Consider the following 16,212-nt stretch of genomic DNA (forward strand, 5'->3'; position numbering starts at 1 on the left):
ACAACACGCAGCGGACCCACCACCCGCACCACGGGCCACACCACGGGCCAGACCGGGGCTCAGGCCGAGCGCTGCTCCCCGGTCTCCGTCGACTGGGGCCGCTGGCTGGGCCGCTGGCTGGGACGCACGGCGATGCCGGTGCTGCGCTCGTGGGGCCGCCCGGGGCCGCGGCGTACGCCGGAGGGGAGGTCGCGCTGGATCGCCGCGGCGAAGCGGGCCTGCGCGGCCTCGGAGCGGTCGGGCTCCTCGGAGCGGGCGCGGCCGAGCCAGCTCACCCACACCATCGCGCCCAGCGTCACGACGGCGGGCGGCAGCCACCACAGCATGATCTCCACCTCGCCATGGTGACCGCGCAGACGCGCCACCCCTCCCCCGACACGCCGGGTCGGCGCGGTTGGTCAGGGGGTACCGACCCACTCCTCGCGGCCGTCGGCGAAGACCTGGTGCTTCCAGACGGGCACCTGGGCCTTGAGCCGGTCGATGAGGGCGCGGGAGGCGTCGTAGGCCTGGCCGCGGTGCGCGGCGGAGGCGGCCACGAGCACGGCGGTGTCGCCGATGGCCAGGCGCCCGACCCGGTGCACGGCGGCGACGGCGACCAGCTCGAAGTCGGCGACCACGCCCTCCGCGACCTCGCGGAGCCGGTCGAGGGCCGTGGGGTGGGCCGAGTAGTCGAGGTGCGCGACGTGCTCGCCGCCGTCGTGGTCGCGCACGACGCCGACGAAGAGGTTGACGCCGCCCGCGTGCGGGTCGGCGACCGCCGCCAGCACCTCGGCCGGGTCGAGCGGCTGCTCCCGCAGGTCGAGCAGTCGCACCGCCGGGGAGTGGTCTCGAGGGCTCACACCTTGAGCCTAGACGGCTCAGGTCTCGTTCAGGGCAGGGCGTTACCGTGGAGCGCATGAGCAGCACTCCCGGCGGCCCCAGCGGCAACGGCGACGACCAGAACCCCTTCAAGGGCACGCCCTTCGAGCAGATCTTCTCCGCGTTCGGGGGCCAGGGCGGCCAGGGCGGCCAGGGCGGCGCCGGCATGCCCGACCTGTCGGCGCTTATGTCGCAGGTGCAGGCGATGATGGCGCCGTACGACGGCCCGGTGAACTGGTCGCTGGCCACCGACGTCGCGCGCCGCACCTGCGCCCAGGAGCCCGACCCGAGCCCCGACGCCTCCGACCGGGCCCGCGTGGCCGACGTGGTGCGGCTCGCCGACCACTGGCTCGACACGGCCACGGTCCTGCCCTCCGGGGTCACCACCGCGGTCGCCTGGAGCCGTGCGGAGTGGATCGAGAAGACCACCGACGTGTGGCGCCGGCTCGTCGAGCCCGTGGCCGAGCACGTCGTGGGGGCCATGGGCAACGCCATGCCCGAGGAGGCCCGCGCGATGGCCGGCCCGCTGCTCGGCATGCTCGGCAAGGCCGGGGGCGCGATGTTCGGCAGCCAGGTCGGCAGTGCGATCGGCGGCCTGGCCACCGAGGTGCTCAGCGCCAGCGACATCGGGCTGCCGCTCGGCCCGGAGGGCACCGCCGCGCTGCTCCCCCACAACGTCAAGGCCTTCGCCGAGGGCCTCGACGTGACCGAGGACGACGTGCTGCTCTACGTCGCGCTGCGCGAGGCCGCCCACCAGCGGCTCTTCGCCCACGTGCCGTGGCTGCGCGCGCACCTGCTGGCCACCGTCGAGGACTTCGGCCGCGGCGTCACCATCGACGTCTCCGGCATCGAGCAGGCGATGAGCCAGCTCGATCCGCAGAACCTCGAGGCGGTGCAGGAGGCACTGCAGGGCGGCCTCTTCGAGCCCGAGCAGACACCCCAGCAGAAGGCCGCGCTGGTGCGCCTGGAGACCATCCTCGCGCTCGTCGAGGGGTGGGTCGACGAGGTCGTCGGTCTCGCCACCTCCGAGCGGATGCCCGCGGCCGGCAAGATGCAGGAGGCGATCCGTCGGCGCCGTGCGGCCGGTGGCCCGGCCGAGGACACCTTCGCCGCGCTCGTCGGCCTGGAGCTGCGGCCCCGCCGGCTGCGCGACGCCTCCACGCTGTGGGGCTCGCTGCGCTCGCGCCAGGGCCAGGAGGCGCGCGACGCCGTCTGGGCCCACCCCGACCTGCTCCCCACGCCCGACGACCTCGACGACCCGCTGGGCTTCCGCGAGGACATCTCCGAGGTGCCCGAGCTCAGCGACGCCGACTTCGACCGCGAGCTCGGCAAGCTGCTCGGCGACGAGGGCGACAGCCAGGGCGGCGACGAGGACGGCGACCAGGGCGGCGACCAGGGCGGCGGCACCGGCAAGCCCGACGCGTGAGCCTCCACGCCGCGGCCTACGACGCCCTGACGCGCTGGCAGGCGCCGACCCCCGAGCAGGAGTCGCTGCGCGCGGCGTACGTCGACCACCTGCGGGCCCGTCCCGACGGGGTCTGGCGCGGCTGCTTCCCCGACCACCTGACGGCCAGCACGCTGGTGCTCTCGGACGACGGGGAGCGCGCGCTGCTGCAGCTGCACGCCAAGGCCGGCCGCTGGTTCCAGCTCGGTGGGCACCTCGAGCCGGGTGATGCCACCCTCGCGGCCGCCGCGCTGCGGGAGGCCACCGAGGAGTCGGGGCTGCCCGACCTGGTGCTCGACCCGGTGCCGGTGCAGCTGTCGCGGCACGAGGTCGCCTTCTGCGACCCGCGGGGACCGGTGGACCACCTCGACGTGCGCTTCGTCGCCCGGGCGGCGGCCGGAGCCGAGCCGGTGCTCAACCACGAGTCGCTGGCGCTGCGGTGGTGGCCGGTGACCGGGCTGCCGACCGAGGAGGCCGACCTGCACGAGCTGCTAGGCCTCGGTCTCGCCCGCGTCGGTGCCGTCGGCTGAGTCACCCGACTTCCCCGCGTCGCCCAGGGCCAGGCCCTCCAGGAAGCCCTTGGCCCGCTCGGCCCGCGGGTAGGCGTCGACCAGGGCCCAGAAGGCACGCGAGTGGTTGGGCTCGACCAGGTGCGCGAGCTCGTGCAGCAGCACGTAGTCGACGACCCAGGCCGGGGTGCGGCGCAGCCGGTCGGAGAGCCGGATCTCGCCGGTGGCGGCGGTGCACGACCCCCACCGGGTGGTCATGGTGCCGACCCAGCGCACCGAGGTCGCCCGCGTGCCCGGGGGCAGGTACTGCGCGGCCAGCTCGACCGCCCGCCGCTGCAGCTCGTCGTCGCCGCGGTGGCGCCGTCGCTCCGAGCGCTCGAGCCGTCCCAGCATCGTGGCGACCCACTCGGCCTCCTCCGCCCGGGTGAAGCGGTCGGGGATCAGCACGACCACCCGCCCCTCCTTGCGGTAGGCCGACACCGTGCGCGTGCGCCGCCGGGAGCGGCGTACCTCGACCTCGGGGGCGCTCACGACGCCTGCTTGGAGGCCGCCCACGCCAGCAGCCGCTCGCGTGGCCAGGTGTTGACCACCCGGTCGGGGTCGAGGCCGAGCTCCTCGGCACGGGCGCAGCCGTAGACCTGGAAGTCGAGCTGGCCGGGGGCGTGGGCGTCGCTGTCGATGGAGAAGAGGCAGCCCAGCTCGATCGCCTGCTGCAGCAGCCGGGTCGGGGGGTCGCGCCGCTCGGGGCGGGCGTTGATCTCGACCGCCGTGCCGGTCTCGGCGCACGCCCCGAAGACCTGCTCGGGGTCGAAGCGGGACTCCGCGCGGGTGCCGCGGTTGCCCGTCACCAGGCGGCCGGTGCAGTGGCCCAGCACGTTGGTGAAGGGGTGGTGCACCGCCGCGACCATGCGGCGGGTCATCGCGTCGGGCTCCATCGCCAGCTTGGAGTGCACCGAGGCCACCCGCACGTCGAGCCGCGCGAGCATCTCGTCGGTCTGGTCGAGCGAGCCGTCGTCGAGGATGTCGACCTCGATGCCGCGCAGCAGCCGGAAGTGGCGGTGCTCCGGGCTGCCCTCGAGGTGGTCGTTGACGGCGTCGACGACGTCGAGCTGTCGCGCGAGCCGGGCCGCGGAGAGCCCGTTGGCCACCCGCAGCCGGGGCGAGTGGTCGGTCAGCACGAGGTAGTCGTGGCCGAGCTCGACCGCGGTGAAGGCCATCTCCTCGATCGGCGAGCCGCCGTCGGACCAGTCGCTGTGGGAGTGCAGGTCGCCGCGCAGCGCCGCCCGCAGGGAGTCGCCGCCCTCGACGAGCGGGCCCCCCACCTCCCGCTCGAGCCTGGCCAGGCGCTCGGGCACCTCTCCGCGCACCGCGGCCTCGACCACCTCGGCGGTCGAGGCCCCGATGCCGGGGAGCTCGCGCAGCGTGCCGGCCCGGGCCCGCTCCTCGACCTCCTCGCCGAGCGGCAGCAGGGTCGCCGCGGCCGAGCGGAAGGCCTTGACCTTGTAGGTCTCGGCCCGGCTGCGCTCGAGCAGGAAGGCGATGCGGCGCAACGCGGCGACAGGACCCAGGACCACCCCGCCATTGTGCGCGAGCGCACCGACGGACGCGCCCGCGGTCCACAGGCCCTCGTGGCGAGGTCCACACCCGGGGCGGAGATGTCCCCAAGCCGTCCACAGGGTTATCCACAGGCGGTGCACAACCTGGCCCGGACGGTGGATTGACCAGCGCCGCGAGCGGCTCTAGGTTGGCGGCACCAGAGGCCCCCGACACCACCCGCCGCGTTCGCAAGGGGAAGGCAAGCGCGGTGGAGGCGTCGGGGGCCTCTCTGTCTCGTCGGTCGACTTCTCAGGTTCGCCCCCGCCCAGCGCTCCGGATTGGAAGACTGCAGACGCGCGACGTGTGACGAAACGCAGGAAGTGGAGACACGAGTGGCCAGCTCCGGGAGCGGTGCCTCACCGTTGGGCAAGGCACCGACGGGCATCATCGGCTTCGACGAGGTCACGCACGGCGGGCTGCCGCGGGGTCGGCCGACCCTGGTGGCCGGGGCCGCCGGCTCGGGCAAGACACTCTTCGGCATCGAGTTCCTGGTGCGCGGCGCCACCGAGCACGGCGAGCCCGGGGTGCTGCTGGCCTTCGAGGAGGCGGCCGGCGACCTGGCGACCAACGTCGCCTCGCTGGGCTTCGACCTGCCGCAGCTCGAGGCCGACGGGCTCATCGCGATCGACACCTTCCAGCTCGACCCTGCGGACTTCGTCGAGACGGGCCAGTTCGACCTCGAGGGACTCTTCATCCGGCTGCAGCTGGCCGTGGAGAGCGTGGGTGCCCGGCGCGTGGTGCTCGACACCATCGAGGTGCTCTTCTCCGCGCTCGGCAACACCGCCGTGGTGCGCAGCGAGCTCAACCGGCTGATCCGCTGGCTCAAGGAGCGCGGCCTGACCGTCGTGATCACCGGCGAGCGCGGCGTGGAGGGCGGCAACCTCACGCGCATGGGCATCGAGGAGTTCGTCTCCGACTGCGTGGTCGTGCTCGACCACCGGGTCACCGACGGGCTCTCGACCCGGCGCCTGCGCGTGGCCAAGTACCGCGGCTCCCTGCACGGCACCAACGAGTACCCCTTCCTCATCACCGCGCAGGGCTTCACCGTGGTGCCGCTCTCGTCGCTGGGACTGGAGTACGAGGCCTCGGAGGAGCGGATCGGCACCGGGGTCGCCAAGCTCGACGAGATGCTCGGCGGCGGGATCTTCCGCGGCAGCTCGGTGATGGTCAGCGGCACCTCGGGCACGGGCAAGACCAGCATCGGCGTGACGATGGCCGCCGCCTCCTGCGCCCGCGGGGAGCGCACGCTGCTGATGTCCTTCGAGGAGTCACCCGCCCAGCTGGTGCGCAACATGCGCTCCATCGGCCTCGACCTGCAGCCCTGGGTCGACCAGGGCCTGCTGCGGATCCACTCCGTCCGGGCGACCGCCCACGGCCTGGAGGAGCACCTCGCCGAGCTGCACCGGCTGGTCGACGAGGTGCAGCCGAGCCTCGCGGTCATCGACGCCGTGGTCAGCCTGCGGCGCGGCGGCGGGGCCCACGACACGGCCTCGGTCCTGACGCGCGACCTCGACCTGCTCAAGAGCCGCCACGTCACCGCGGTGCTCACCGCCCTCACCCACGGCCCCGACGCGGAGTCCAGCGACGTCCACATCTCCTCGCTGGTCGACACCTGGCTGCTGCTGCGCAACCACGAGAGCGACGGCGAGCGCAACCGGCTGATCTACGTCATCAAGAGCCGTGGCAGCGCGCACTCCAACCAGGTCCGCGAGTTCGTGCTCGGCGAGCACGGTGCCGACCTCGTCGACGTCTACGTCGGCGGCCACGGCGTGCTCACCGGCTCGGCCCGGGTCGAGCACGCCCGCCGCACGCGGGCCGCCGAGACTGCACGCGCCGAGGAAGCGCAGCGACGCCGACGCGCCCTGGAGCAGCGCGCCGCGGCGGTGGAGGCCCAGGTGGCCGCGCTGCGGGCCGACCTGGAGGCCGAGCGGGAGGCGCTCGAGCGGGTGCTGCGCGCCGAGGCCGAGAGTGCTGACGCCGATCGCGGCGACCGCTCCGCGCAGGTGGCGGTGCGCACCGGTGTCGGAGAGCCCTCGTGAGCGAGGGCTGGGAGGGCGCCGACGTCGGCGACTCGGGGGCGGAGTGGGAGCTGCGCCTCTACGTCGCCGGGCAGTCACCACGGTCGGTCCGCGCGATCGAGAACCTGCGACGGGTCTGCGACGAGCACCTCGCCGGGCGCTACCGGGTCGAGGTCATCGACCTCCTCGTCGACCCGACGCTGGCCCGCGGCGACGAGATCGTCGCGGTGCCCACGCTGGTGCGCAAGCTCCCCGACCCGGTGCGCAAGATCATCGGCGACCTGTCCGACACCGACAAGGTGCTCGTCGGCCTGCAGCTGCGGCCCCCGGGAGCGAGCTCGTGACCGGCGAGGACGACCCGCTCGACGCCGCGGCGCTCGACGACCTTCGCCAGCAGGTCACGGAGCTGCGCCGGGCGCTGGCCGAGATCGGCGGCGGCGGCGTCGACGCGCTCGTGGTCGGCGACCCGGCCGACCCGGCGATCTACACGCTCACGCCGGCCGAGCGGCCGTACCGCTTCATCGTGGAGCGCATGGGCGAGGGCGCGCTGACCGTCTCGGAGAACGGCGTCGTGCTCTACACCAACCCGCGGATGAGCGACTTCCTGGCCACCCCGGCCGACGCGATGGTCGGGCGCGACATCGTCGACTTCGTCCCCGTCGACCAGCTGCCCCAGCTGACCCGCCTGCTCGGCGACACCGGCGAGTCCACCCGCCGGGCCGAGCTGGAGCTGCCCGGCACCGACGGCGTCGGCGTGCCCTACCTCGTCACGGCCACCGACATCGTCGGCGACGACCTCCGGCTGCGCTGCCTGGTCTTCACCGACCTCACGATGCAGAAGCTGATCGAGCAGCAGGTCGCCCAGGAGGCGGCCCGCGCGGAGCGCCAGCAGGTGGCGATCGAGGTCAACGACACCATCGTGCAGGGGCTGGTGGCCGCCGAGATGGCACTCGACCTCGACCACCACGACCTGGCCCGCCGGGTCATCGCGCGCACCTCCGAGCACGCCCGACAGTGGATCGGGGCCCTGACCGGGGCCGAGAGCCTCCAGCCGGGCACCGCGGTGCGCTCCCACCCCGCACGCGCCGGGGAGGCGACGCCGTGACCGGTCCCCGTGCGGGCAGCGAGGCCGCTGGGCTGCACGTGCTCGTCGTCGACGACTCCGACGACCTGCGCGACCTCATCAGCATGGTGATCGCCCGCCACCCCGGCGGCTGGCAGGTCGTCGGCACCGCCACCGAGGGGCGGCAGGCGGTCGACGTGGCACGGGAGCAGCAGCCCGACCTGGTCCTCCTCGACATCGCGATGCCGGTCATGGACGGCATGGAGGCGCTCCCGCTGATCCGGGAGGCCGCCCCCGAAGCGACCGTGGTGATGCTCAGCGGCTTCCCCTTCGAGACCGCCGGGCCGGGTGCCCTGCAGGCCGGCGCCCACGGCTACCTGGAGAAGTCGGACCTGGTGCGCAGCCTGATCCCCCGTCTCGAGGAGATCCTGCAGGCCGGCTGAGCCTGGCGGCCGGCGCTCGGCCTACCGGCCCACGAACCTGGGGGTACGCCGCTCGCGCGAGGCGGCGATGCCCTCCTGCAGGTCCTGCGTGGCCAGCGTGACCGGCTGCGCCAGGGCTTCGTACTGGAGGCACGCCTCGAGGTCGCGGTGCTGCTGCCGCAGGGACAGCGTGGTGTAGCGGCTCGGGACCGGCGCCGTCGCAGCGATCTGCTCGGCGACCTGCTGCACCTGCGCCGCGAGGTCCTCGGCGGCGAAGACGCGGTTGACCAGGCCGAGGCGCTCGGCCTCGTCGGCCTCCACCAGCCGACCGGTCAGCAGCAGCTCGCGCGCCGCGGCGAGGCCGACCACCTCGGGCAGCAGGTGGGTCGCGGCCATGCCCGGATTCATCCCGAGGCGCACGAACGGTGCGCCGAGCCGGGCACCGGCGGCGGCGTACCGCAGGTCGCAGGCCAGCGCGAGGCACAGCCCCGCGCCGATGGCGGGACCGTTGACCGCCGCGATCGTCGGCACCTCGAGGCGCCGGATCGAGAGCCAGGCGCGGTAGAACGCCATCATCCGGGTGCGCAGCGCGTCGACCGGGGCGTCGGGCTCGCTCGCGATCCAGCTGATGTCGCCCCCGGAGCAGAAGGCGGCGCCCTCGCCGGTGACCACGACGACCCGCACGGACGGGTCGCCCTCGAGGGCGCTCACGGCGTCGACCCACGCCTCGGTCATCGGCGCCGACATCGCGTTGCGCTGCTCGGGGTTGTCGAGCACGAGCCGCACCACGCCCTCGGCCGGCCGCTCGACGCGGAGGTGGTCAGGGGTCACGGGGGCGCTCTGGTCGGCAGGCATGCAGCGGAGGCTATCGGCGCCCCGAGCCCCGACCCGACCTGCGGGGCGGACCTGGAGGACACGCTGGGCGCGGGCGAGCGAGCCGCTCGACGGCGTCGCTTGGACTAGCCTCGAACCCGACCCGGGGTCCACCGGGCCCCGGCGGGTCGTCCAGGCGCCCCCGCCGAGACGACCACAGACACAGAGGAGGCCGTCATGGCGGAGAGCTGGAGCGGCGAGTTCTACTGCGTGAAGTGCAAGGAGAAGCGCGAGGCCGAGGGCGAGGTCAAGGTGAACGACAAGGGCACCCGGATGGCCAAGGCCGTCTGCCCCGTGTGCGGCACCAACCTCAACCGCATCCTCGGCAAGGCCTGACCCCGAGCAGCCCCGAGCAGACGCGCGCAGCGGGCGGGACCCTCACGGGTCCCGCCCGCTGCTGTCGTCCCGGGGCTGTGGACGAGCCCGCGTGGCACCCGCGGGCGACCTACCCTCGCGGGATGTCCGAGCCGGCTGAGCAGACCGACCCGCCCCGGCTCGTCCTCGCGCCCGGGCTCCGCGTCGTACGCCGGGGGCGCGACCGGCTCCAGGTCGGCCTGACCCCGCCGCGCCGCGTGGTGCTGGAGCGCACCACGCCCGTGCGCGAGGTGCTCCACGCCCTCCAGCTCGGCCTGGAGCCCGCGCCCGGTCCCGAGGTCGGCTCGGTGCTGCGGCGGCTGGTCGCGCACGGCTGCGCCGTACCCCTCGAGGACGCGGCCCGCCCGGTGGTGGCGCTGCGCGGCCACGGCCCGGCGTGGCCGGTCGACGTGCCCCGGCTGCTGGGCGCCGCCGGGCTGCGCCACACCCGCTGGGCCCAGGAGGCGGCGGGGGTGCTGGTGCTGGCGCACGGTGAGCCCGCCCGCGAGCTGCTCGACCCGCTGCTGCGCCAGGGGGTGCCCCACCTGGTGGTCACCCTCGTCGACGGTGGCGCGCGCCTCGGACCGCTCGTGGAGCCCGGCGCGACCGCCTGCCTGCGCTGCCACGACGCCCACCTCGCCGAGACCGACCCGGAGCACCTGGCGGTGCTCGAGCGCTACGTCGAGGCAGGCGGCCGGCCACGTGGCGACGGCCTCGCCGACGCGCCCGACGCGGCTCTCGCCACGCTGGTCTCCGGCTGGGCCGTGCGCGACCTCGCGGCCCACCTGCGCGGCGAGCGCCCCGCCACGTGGTCGAGCACGCTGCGGTGGCACCCCGGGGCCGCCGAGCCGGTGACGCGCCGGTGGCTGCGACGTCCGGGATGCGGCTGCGGATGGGCCCCCGAGTAGGCGGCGTCGGGCACGATGGGCCCATGACCGAGCTGCCGCGCCGCGCGGCGCGCCGTACGGCCCGACTCGCCGCCCTCCCGATCGGCTACGCCGGCCGCCAGGCCCTCGGGCTCGGCAAGCGCCTCGGCGGCGCGCCCGCCGAGGCCGTCCTGAGCGAGGTCCAGCAGCGCACCGCCGAGCAGCTCTTCCGCACGCTCGGCGAGCTCAAGGGCGGCGCGATGAAGTTCGGCCAGGCGCTGTCGGTCTTCGAGGCCGCGCTCCCCGACGAGCTCGCCGGGCCCTACCGCGACCAGCTCACCCGGCTGCAGGACGCCGCCCCGCCCATGCCGACCATCACGGTGCGCGAGATCCTGGCGCGTGAGCTGGGCGGCGACTGGCGCGAGCGCCTGGTCGAGCTCGACCCGGTGCCGGCGGCCGCGGCGTCGATCGGTCAGGTGCACCGGGGCACGTGGGTCGACGGACGCCCGGTCGCCGTCAAGGTGCAGTACCCCGGCTCCGCCGAGGCGATGGCCGCCGACCTGCGCCAGCTGGCCCGGGTCGCTCGCGGCCTCGGCTCCCTCGCACCCGGCCTCGACGTACGGCGCCTGGTCGAGGAGGTGCGCGAGCGCGCCATGGAGGAGCTCGACTACGAGCTCGAGGCCGATGCCCAGTGCCGCTTCGCCACCGCCTTCGCGGGCGACGCCGACGTGGTGGTGCCCGACGTCGTCGCCACCTCCGGCACCGTGCTGGTCACCGAGTGGCTCGACAGCGAGGGCTCCCTGGCCCACGTGATCCGCGAGGGCACCCAGGAGCAGCGCGACCGCTACGGCGAGCTGCTGCTCCGCTTCGCCTTCGACGCCCCGCGGCGCACCGGCCTGCTGCACGCCGATCCCCACCCCGGCAACTTCCGGCTCGTCGACCCCGACGGCGCGGCGCGGCTGGGCGTGCTCGACTACGGCGCCGTCGCGCGGCTGCCCGAGGGCGGGCTGCCCACGGCGATCGGCGCGCTGATCCGGATCGGGCTGCTCGACGACTACGACCAGCTCGTGGCGGCGCTGCGCGAGGAGGGCTTCATCCGCGAGAAGGTGCGCGTCGACCCGCAGGCGCTGCGTGACTACCTCGGCCCCTTCCTGGAGCCGGCCGGGACGCCGGACTTCACCTTCTCCCGCGCGTGGATGCAGGAGCAGTTCCGCCGGGTCAACGACCCCCGCGGCGACGCCTACTCCACGATGCTGCGGCTCAACCTGCCCCCGTCGTACATGCTCGTGCACCGCACCTTCGCCGGCGTCGTCGGCGTGCTGAGCCAGCTGGGCGCCACGGTGCCCTTCCGCGAGGTGCTGGAGGAGTCGCTGCCCGGCTTCGCCGACTGAGGACGTCGCGCCTCACCACCACTCGGAGTCGAGCTTGCCCTCCATCGCCCGGAGGTGCTCGCGGGAGCACGTGGCGCAGAAGAGCCGCGGCCGGCCCGACTCGACGGCCGTGGTCCACGTGAGCGGCGGCGTCTCACCCGGCTCGACGGCGCCGCAGAAGTCGCAGGTGACCACGCGGCCAGGCTAGTCGCGCCGAAGAAGGCGGGCACAGACGACGGAGCCCGGGAGGACACGTGTCCTCCCGGGCTCCGGAGCTGCCGGCCGTGGCGCCGCGCGGCGGCGGTTCAGGCGCGGGCCAGGGCCAGGCGGGCGCGGGCAGCCGCCCGCTCGGCCCGGCGACCCAGGCGCTCGGCCCGGCGCTGCCACCGGGCCGCCCGGGCCGCGCGACGATGCTCGCGCGCGTGCTCGGCCTGGGCCAGCAGCTCGTGCTGGCGCTCGCGCGCCAGTGCGTGGCTGGTGTAGCTCATGGCTCTCCTCCGATCTCGGTGTGGTCGTGTGGTCGCTCATGCGGCGACGGTCCGGCGCTGCTCCTGCTGCGCGGCGTCCTTGCGCGGACGGCCCCGTGGCCGCTTGCGCGGGATCACCACGCCCTGCAGGAAGAGCTCGCCGCCCCAGACGCCCCACGGCTCCTTGCGGGCCAGAGCGCCGGCGAGGCACTCGGTCCGCACGGGGCAGGCCTGGCACAGCGACTTCGCGTGCTCGAGGTCGGCGGGCGACTCGGCGAAGTACAGCTCCGGGTCCTGCTCGTGGCAGGGCAGGGTCGCGCCCGGGTGGGGGGCGACCGGGTGGTGATGTGGCTCGGCGATGGTGGCGGTCATGTCGCCTGCTCCTGATCTGGCTCGAAGTATCGGTCTGACGGGAGGGACCCGGAATGCACGAAGGCCGCGGATCCCGGTCGGGTTCCGCGGCCTCGAGGCTGCCGATGCGAGCGCTAGCTCAGGTGATCGGAGGAGCCGAGGACGGGAGACCCGTGGTGGACGTGGCGGCGGTGCTGCCGTCGACGAGACGGCGACGCACCGGATCCGGGCACACTCCACCCATGCCGCGGGGAGCGGTGGGCACGAGGAAGCCGGACCGCATCGCGGTCCCGTAGATCGAGGACTCGAACTTCACATCGCACCTCCTTCGCTCGCAGGCAGAGGGTCTCCGCCTTGGTATGGACAGCACCGTAGACCCGCTCTCGCGGGGGCCGCAAACGAATTAACGCAGCAATCTTCCGACGCGCCCCGACGGGTGTCGGGCGTCGCCGCGAGCCGGCGGCCTCAGCCGAGCAGGCCGAGCAGGTCGTCTGCGTACTTGTCGAGCTTGGCCGGACCGATGCCGTTGATGCCGTGCAGCGCCGCCCGGCTCGTGGGGCGCACCTCGGCCAGCGCCTCGAGCGTGGCGTCGGAGAAGACGACGTACGCCGGCACCTGCTCGGCCTCCGCCCGCTCCTTGCGCCAGGTGCGCAGCGACTCGAAGAGCTCCTCGTCGTACGGCACCGGACAGTCCTCGCACCAGCCGCGGTTGCGCTCGCGGGCCGAGGTCAGCGGGCGCTGGCACTGCTTGCACGACGCGGCCTTGCGGCTGCGCTTGCGCTTGGCCGCGCCGCGAGCCGACGTCTCGGTGCGGTCGGTGGCCGAGGCGGGCCGGAGCCCGTCGAGGAAGCGCGAGGGCGAGCGGCGCGCCTGGCCGCCGGGGTTGCGCGCCAGCGACCAGGAGACCCACAGGTGCTCGCGGGCGCGGGTGAGGCCGACGTAGAGCAGCCGGCGCTCCTCCTCGACGGCCGTGGGGCCCTCGGCGTACACGATCGGCATGGTGCCCTCGTGGACGCCGCAGCAGAAGACGGCGTCCCACTCCAGGCCCTTGGCGGCGTGGAGCGTGGCCAGCGTGACGCCCTCGGCGACCGGGGCGTGCTGCTCGTGGGCCCGCCGGTCGAGCTCGGCGACGAAGCCGGGGAGGGTGGCGCCGCCCTCCTCGTCGGCCTGGTCGCGCGCGAAGGCCTCGGCCTGCGAGACCAGCGCCTGCAGCGACTCCCAGCGGTCGCGGGTCTGGCCGCGGCCGGTGGGCGCCTCCCGTGACCAGCCCGTGCCGGAGAGCACGCCGACCACCTGGTCGACGAGGCCCGCGGCAGAGGCCTCCCCGCCCCGGTCGGCGGCCCTGCCCTCGCCGCGCAGCAGCGCGATCGCCTGCTTGACCTCCTGGCGGTCGAAGAAGCGGGCGGCGCCGCGGACGACGTACGGCAGGCCGCGGGCGGCGAGCGCCTCCTCGAAGGCCTCGCTCTGGGCGTTGATGCGGAAGAGCACCGCCATCTCGCTCAGCGGCACGCCCTGGTCGCGCAGCGTCGCCACCCGCTCGGCGACGGCCTCGGCCTCGGCGACCTCGTCGGGCGCCTCGCGCCACGAGACCTCCGGGCCGGTGGGGCGCTGCGCCTCGAGGCGGACGCTGCGGGTGCCGCCGCCGGCCAGCACGCGGTTGGCGGTGTCGACGACCTGGGGCGTGGAGCGGTAGCTGCGGTAGAGCTCGACCGTGGCGGCCGCCGGGTGGCGCCGGGTGAAGTCGAGCAGGTAGTCGGCCCGGGCGCCGGCGAAGGAGTAGATGGTCTGGGCCGGGTCGCCCACGACGCAGAGCTCGTCGCGGCCGCCGAGCCACAGGTCGAGCAGGGCGCTCTGGATCGGGCTGAGGTCCTGGTACTCGTCGACGGTGAAGAAGCGGTACTGCCCGCGCACCTCCGCCGCGACGCGCTCGTCCTCGCTCAGCAGCGCGGCCGCGCAGAGCAGCACGTCCTCCATGTCCATGCGGCCCTGGTCGCGCTTGATGTCCTCGTAGGAGGTCATCACGCGCGCGACCGTGGCGGCGTCGACCCCCCCGACCTCGCGCCCGCGCTCCGGGGCGAGCCGGGGGTAGTCGTCGGCGCGGACGTTGCTGACCTTGGCCCACTCGACCTCGGAGGCCAGGTCGCGCAGCCTCGCCTGGTCGACGTCGAGCCGCTGCCGCCGGGCGGCCGCGGCGAGAAGCGGGATCTTGGAGTCGATCAGCTGCGGGGGCTCGCCGCCGTAGACCTTGGGCCAGAACCAGCGCACCTGGCGCAGCGCCGCGGAGTGGAAGGTGCGGGCCTGCACGCCCCCCGCCCCCATCGCCCGGAGCCGCCCCCGCATCTCGCCCGCCGCCCGGGTCGTGAAGGTGACCGCGAGCACGTGGCGCGGGTCGTAGACGCCCGTGGCCACGCCGTAGGCGATGCGATGGGTGACCGCCCGGGTCTTGCCGGTGCCGGCGCCGGCCAGCACCCGCACGGGTCCGCGCAGCGCGAGCGCCACCGCCCGCTGCTCGGGGTCGAGCGCGGCGAGCAGGTCGTCGGCTGAGGTGGGCTGGGTCATGGGGGAATGCGGCTCCGGGTGCGAGGGTTGGGCCAGGGGTCCGTCAGGGAGGTCGGTGCGACCTCCGCGAGCGCCGGACCCACAGAGCCTAGACACGAGGAGCGACAACGATGAGCGTGACCATGTACAGCACCCCGTGGTGCGGCTACTGCCACCGCCTGCGCGGGCAGATGGACCGCGAGGGCATCGCCTACGACGTGGTCGACATCGAGCAGGACCCCTCGGCCGCCGACGTCGTGATGCGCGTCAACAACGGCAACCAGACAGTGCCCACGCTGGTCTACAGCGACGGCTCCGCCCAGACCAACCCCTCCCTGGCCCAGGTCAAGGCCAAGCTCGCCGAGCTCTGACCCGCCGAGAGGGCACTGCCTGACCGCCGACAGGTCACTCCCTGACCGCCGACAGGTCACTCCCTGACCGCCGACAGGTCACTCCCTGACATCGGACGCCCCCCGGCCGTCAGGGAGTGACTCCTGGACGGTCAGGGAGTGACTCCTCGGCGGTCTGCGAGTGACTCCTGGGCGGTCAGGGAATGACCTCTCGGCGAGGGGGTCACCAGGTGCCGGGGAGGGGGGCGCCGTACCAGGACTCGATGAGGGAGCGGGAGATCGAGATGCCACTCGGGAGGGCCAGGGAGCCGGCCTCGGTCTCGCGACGCAGGTCGTCGCGGGTCAGCCAGCGGGCGTCCTCGATCTCGGCGCCGTCGACGACGATGCCGGTGTCGACCGCGCGGCCGGTGAAGCCGACCATGAGGCTGGCGGGCAGCGGCCAGGGCTGGCTGCCGAAGTAGTCGACCTCCCCCACGACGACGCCGGTCTCCTCCGCGACCTCGCGGCGTACGGCGTCCTCCATGGTCTCGCCGGGCTCGACGAAGCCCGCGAGGGTGGAGTAGCGGCCCGGGGGCCACTGCGGGTTGCGGCCGATCAGGCACCGCTCGTCGGGAGCGCCCGGCTCGCCGTCGGTGATCAGCATGATCACGGCGGGGTCGGAGCGGGGGAACTGGTCGCGCCCGCAGTCGGCGCACCGCAGCACGTGCCCGGCCTGGCGCGGGAGCAGCCGGCCACCGCAGCGCGGGCAGTGACGCGTGGACAGGTGCCACTCAGCCAGCCCGACGGCGTGCATCACCAGCGGTCCCTCCGAGAGCCCCGCCCGCTCACCCTGCTCGGCCAGCGTCATCACGACCGTGCGCAGCGGCACCCAGTCGTCGCGTACGCCGGGGGCCGCCTCGGGGTCGACCACCACGGCCACGTGCTGGACGCCGTCGCGCTCGCCCAGCAGCAGCCGCAGCCCGTCGGGCGCCTCCTGCGGCGAGACCCACGGCACCTGGCCGTCGACCAGCCGCAGCCGTGCGCCGCTGAGCACGAGCACGCGTGTCGCCGGGTCGGACCACGTGCGCGCCAGCCAGTCGTCGTCTCGGCGCAGCTCGCCGTGGCGGTCGTGGGCGTGCTGCGAGAGGGCCACG

The 16,212-nt window shown here is 74.6% G+C and carries 20 protein-coding genes; 10 read left to right on the forward strand and 10 right to left on the reverse strand.

Features of this window, described 5'->3' with window-relative positions; all coding sequences use genetic code 11:
- Positions 1–59 precede the first annotated feature (59 nt).
- Positions 60–326 (reverse strand): hypothetical protein, encoded by a 267-nt coding sequence (locus IG63_RS0112300; protein ID WP_051706742.1) that lies wholly within the window; start codon positions 324–326, stop codon positions 60–62.
- 72 nt (positions 327–398) lie between these two features.
- Positions 399–839: a molybdenum cofactor biosynthesis protein MoaE gene (locus IG63_RS0112305; RefSeq protein ID WP_030484664.1), complete on the reverse strand. Its 441-nt coding sequence runs from the start codon at positions 837–839 to the stop codon at positions 399–401.
- Positions 840–895: 56 nt separating this feature from the next.
- Between IG63_RS0112305 and IG63_RS0112310 the strand changes: the two genes are divergently transcribed.
- Together IG63_RS0112310 and IG63_RS0112315 are read left to right on the forward strand one after the other, a co-directional pair.
- Positions 896–2,284, forward strand: a complete 1,389-nt coding sequence (locus tag IG63_RS0112310; protein WP_084597079.1) for a zinc-dependent metalloprotease — start codon at positions 896–898, stop codon at positions 2,282–2,284.
- Complete coding sequence (locus tag IG63_RS0112315) at positions 2,281–2,832, forward strand: NUDIX hydrolase (protein WP_030484666.1); 552 nt, start codon at positions 2,281–2,283, stop codon at positions 2,830–2,832. The genes IG63_RS0112310 and IG63_RS0112315 overlap by 4 nt, the downstream gene beginning before the upstream one ends.
- On the opposite strand, the gene IG63_RS0112320 is transcribed toward IG63_RS0112315, so the two are convergent.
- Positions 2,794–3,342 (reverse strand): M48 metallopeptidase family protein, encoded by a 549-nt coding sequence (locus IG63_RS0112320; protein ID WP_030484667.1) that lies wholly within the window; start codon positions 3,340–3,342, stop codon positions 2,794–2,796. The genes IG63_RS0112315 and IG63_RS0112320 overlap by 39 nt on opposite strands.
- Complete coding sequence (locus IG63_RS0112325; RefSeq protein WP_342665960.1) at positions 3,339–4,385, reverse strand: PHP domain-containing protein; 1,047 nt, start codon at positions 4,383–4,385, stop codon at positions 3,339–3,341. The genes IG63_RS0112320 and IG63_RS0112325 overlap by 4 nt, the downstream gene beginning before the upstream one ends.
- A 354-nt stretch (positions 4,386–4,739) precedes the next feature.
- On the opposite strand from IG63_RS0112325, the gene kaiC reads away from it, so the two are divergent.
- The 4 genes from kaiC to IG63_RS20715 are packed head-to-tail and all read left to right on the forward strand — an operon-like array spanning position 4,740 to position 7,931.
- Entirely contained in the window at positions 4,740–6,446 is a 1,707-nt protein-coding gene (gene kaiC, locus IG63_RS0112330; protein ID WP_036195386.1) for a circadian clock protein KaiC, read from the forward strand.
- Positions 6,443–6,769, forward strand: a complete 327-nt coding sequence (locus tag IG63_RS0112335; RefSeq protein ID WP_030484670.1) for a circadian clock KaiB family protein — start codon at positions 6,443–6,445, stop codon at positions 6,767–6,769. Before kaiC ends, IG63_RS0112335 begins: the two co-directional genes overlap by 4 nt.
- Positions 6,766–7,530 (forward strand): PAS domain-containing protein, encoded by a 765-nt coding sequence (locus IG63_RS0112340; protein WP_030484671.1) that lies wholly within the window; start codon positions 6,766–6,768, stop codon positions 7,528–7,530. The genes IG63_RS0112335 and IG63_RS0112340 overlap by 4 nt, the downstream gene beginning before the upstream one ends.
- Complete coding sequence (locus IG63_RS20715; protein WP_051706686.1) at positions 7,527–7,931, forward strand: response regulator transcription factor; 405 nt, start codon at positions 7,527–7,529, stop codon at positions 7,929–7,931. The genes IG63_RS0112340 and IG63_RS20715 overlap by 4 nt, the downstream gene beginning before the upstream one ends.
- A 21-nt stretch (positions 7,932–7,952) precedes the next feature.
- Here the strand turns inward: IG63_RS20715 and IG63_RS0112350 are convergent, their stop codons facing one another.
- Positions 7,953–8,765 (reverse strand): enoyl-CoA hydratase/isomerase family protein, encoded by an 813-nt coding sequence (locus tag IG63_RS0112350; protein WP_030484673.1) that lies wholly within the window; start codon positions 8,763–8,765, stop codon positions 7,953–7,955.
- Between the two features lie 195 nt (positions 8,766–8,960).
- Here IG63_RS0112350 and IG63_RS23055 point away from each other — a divergent pair, with 195 nt between their 5' ends.
- The 3 genes from IG63_RS23055 to IG63_RS0112365 all read left to right on the forward strand — a co-directional run bounded on the left by IG63_RS23055 (position 8,961) and on the right by IG63_RS0112365 (position 11,394).
- Positions 8,961–9,119 (forward strand): DUF5679 domain-containing protein, encoded by a 159-nt coding sequence (locus IG63_RS23055; RefSeq protein WP_169741794.1) that lies wholly within the window; start codon positions 8,961–8,963, stop codon positions 9,117–9,119.
- Positions 9,120–9,241: 122 nt separating this feature from the next.
- Positions 9,242–10,045 carry a hypothetical protein gene (locus IG63_RS21560; protein ID WP_157210154.1) on the forward strand — a complete coding sequence of 268 codons (804 nt, stop codon included), beginning with the start codon at positions 9,242–9,244 and terminating at the stop codon, positions 10,043–10,045.
- Positions 10,046–10,068: 23 nt separating this feature from the next.
- Positions 10,069–11,394: an ABC1 kinase family protein gene (locus IG63_RS0112365; RefSeq protein ID WP_030484675.1), complete on the forward strand. Its 1,326-nt coding sequence runs from the start codon at positions 10,069–10,071 to the stop codon at positions 11,392–11,394.
- Between the two features lie 12 nt (positions 11,395–11,406).
- Here the strand turns inward: IG63_RS0112365 and IG63_RS23060 are convergent, their stop codons facing one another.
- From IG63_RS23060 to IG63_RS0112390, 4 genes are all read right to left on the reverse strand, one after another.
- On the reverse strand, positions 11,407–11,568 hold the full coding sequence (locus tag IG63_RS23060) for a hypothetical protein (RefSeq protein ID WP_169741795.1): 162 nt from the start codon (positions 11,566–11,568) through the stop codon (positions 11,407–11,409).
- A gap of 110 nt (positions 11,569–11,678) precedes the next feature.
- On the reverse strand, positions 11,679–11,861 hold the full coding sequence (locus tag IG63_RS0112375) for a hypothetical protein (RefSeq protein WP_030484676.1): 183 nt from the start codon (positions 11,859–11,861) through the stop codon (positions 11,679–11,681).
- 36 nt (positions 11,862–11,897) lie between these two features.
- Entirely contained in the window at positions 11,898–12,212 is a 315-nt protein-coding gene (locus IG63_RS0112380; protein ID WP_051706687.1) for a WhiB family transcriptional regulator, read from the reverse strand.
- A 444-nt stretch (positions 12,213–12,656) separates the two neighbouring features.
- On the reverse strand, positions 12,657–14,750 hold the full coding sequence (locus IG63_RS0112390; RefSeq protein WP_030484678.1) for an ATP-dependent DNA helicase UvrD2: 2,094 nt from the start codon (positions 14,748–14,750) through the stop codon (positions 12,657–12,659).
- A gap of 110 nt (positions 14,751–14,860) precedes the next feature.
- Between IG63_RS0112390 and IG63_RS0112395 the strand changes: the two genes are divergently transcribed.
- A complete protein-coding gene (locus tag IG63_RS0112395) occupies positions 14,861–15,100 on the forward strand; it encodes a mycoredoxin (protein ID WP_030484679.1) in 240 nt (79 codons plus the stop codon).
- 202 nt (positions 15,101–15,302) lie between these two features.
- Here IG63_RS0112395 and nudC read toward each other — a convergent pair whose 3' ends face one another.
- On the reverse strand, positions 15,303–16,211 hold the full coding sequence (nudC, locus tag IG63_RS0112400) for an NAD(+) diphosphatase (RefSeq protein WP_245604421.1): 909 nt from the start codon (positions 16,209–16,211) through the stop codon (positions 15,303–15,305).
- Position 16,212: the final 1 nt, after the last annotated feature.

This window comes from Nocardioides aequoreus (assembly GCF_000720335.1).
Lineage (GTDB): Bacteria > Actinomycetota > Actinomycetes > Propionibacteriales > Nocardioidaceae > Marmoricola > Marmoricola aequoreus.

What these genes read in the sequence shown, in the direction of transcription:
- IG63_RS0112300 (WP_051706742.1), bottom strand. Translation starts at nt 326, where the DNA reads ATGCTGTGGTGGCTGCCGCCCGCCGTCGTGACGCTGGGCGCGATGGTG.
- IG63_RS0112310 (WP_084597079.1), top strand. Translation starts at nt 896, where the DNA reads ATGAGCAGCACTCCCGGCGGCCCCAGCGGCAACGGCGACGACCAGAAC.
- IG63_RS0112350 (WP_030484673.1), bottom strand. Translation starts at nt 8,765, where the DNA reads ATGCCTGCCGACCAGAGCGCCCCCGTGACCCCTGACCACCTCCGCGTC.
- IG63_RS23055 (WP_169741794.1), top strand. Translation starts at nt 8,961, where the DNA reads ATGGCGGAGAGCTGGAGCGGCGAGTTCTACTGCGTGAAGTGCAAGGAG.
- IG63_RS21560 (WP_157210154.1), top strand. Translation starts at nt 9,242, where the DNA reads ATGTCCGAGCCGGCTGAGCAGACCGACCCGCCCCGGCTCGTCCTCGCG.
- IG63_RS0112365 (WP_030484675.1), top strand. Translation starts at nt 10,069, where the DNA reads ATGACCGAGCTGCCGCGCCGCGCGGCGCGCCGTACGGCCCGACTCGCC.
- IG63_RS0112375 (WP_030484676.1), bottom strand. Translation starts at nt 11,861, where the DNA reads ATGAGCTACACCAGCCACGCACTGGCGCGCGAGCGCCAGCACGAGCTG.
- IG63_RS0112380 (WP_051706687.1), bottom strand. Translation starts at nt 12,212, where the DNA reads ATGACCGCCACCATCGCCGAGCCACATCACCACCCGGTCGCCCCCCAC.
- IG63_RS0112390 (WP_030484678.1), bottom strand. Translation starts at nt 14,750, where the DNA reads ATGACCCAGCCCACCTCAGCCGACGACCTGCTCGCCGCGCTCGACCCC.
- IG63_RS0112395 (WP_030484679.1), top strand. Translation starts at nt 14,861, where the DNA reads ATGAGCGTGACCATGTACAGCACCCCGTGGTGCGGCTACTGCCACCGC.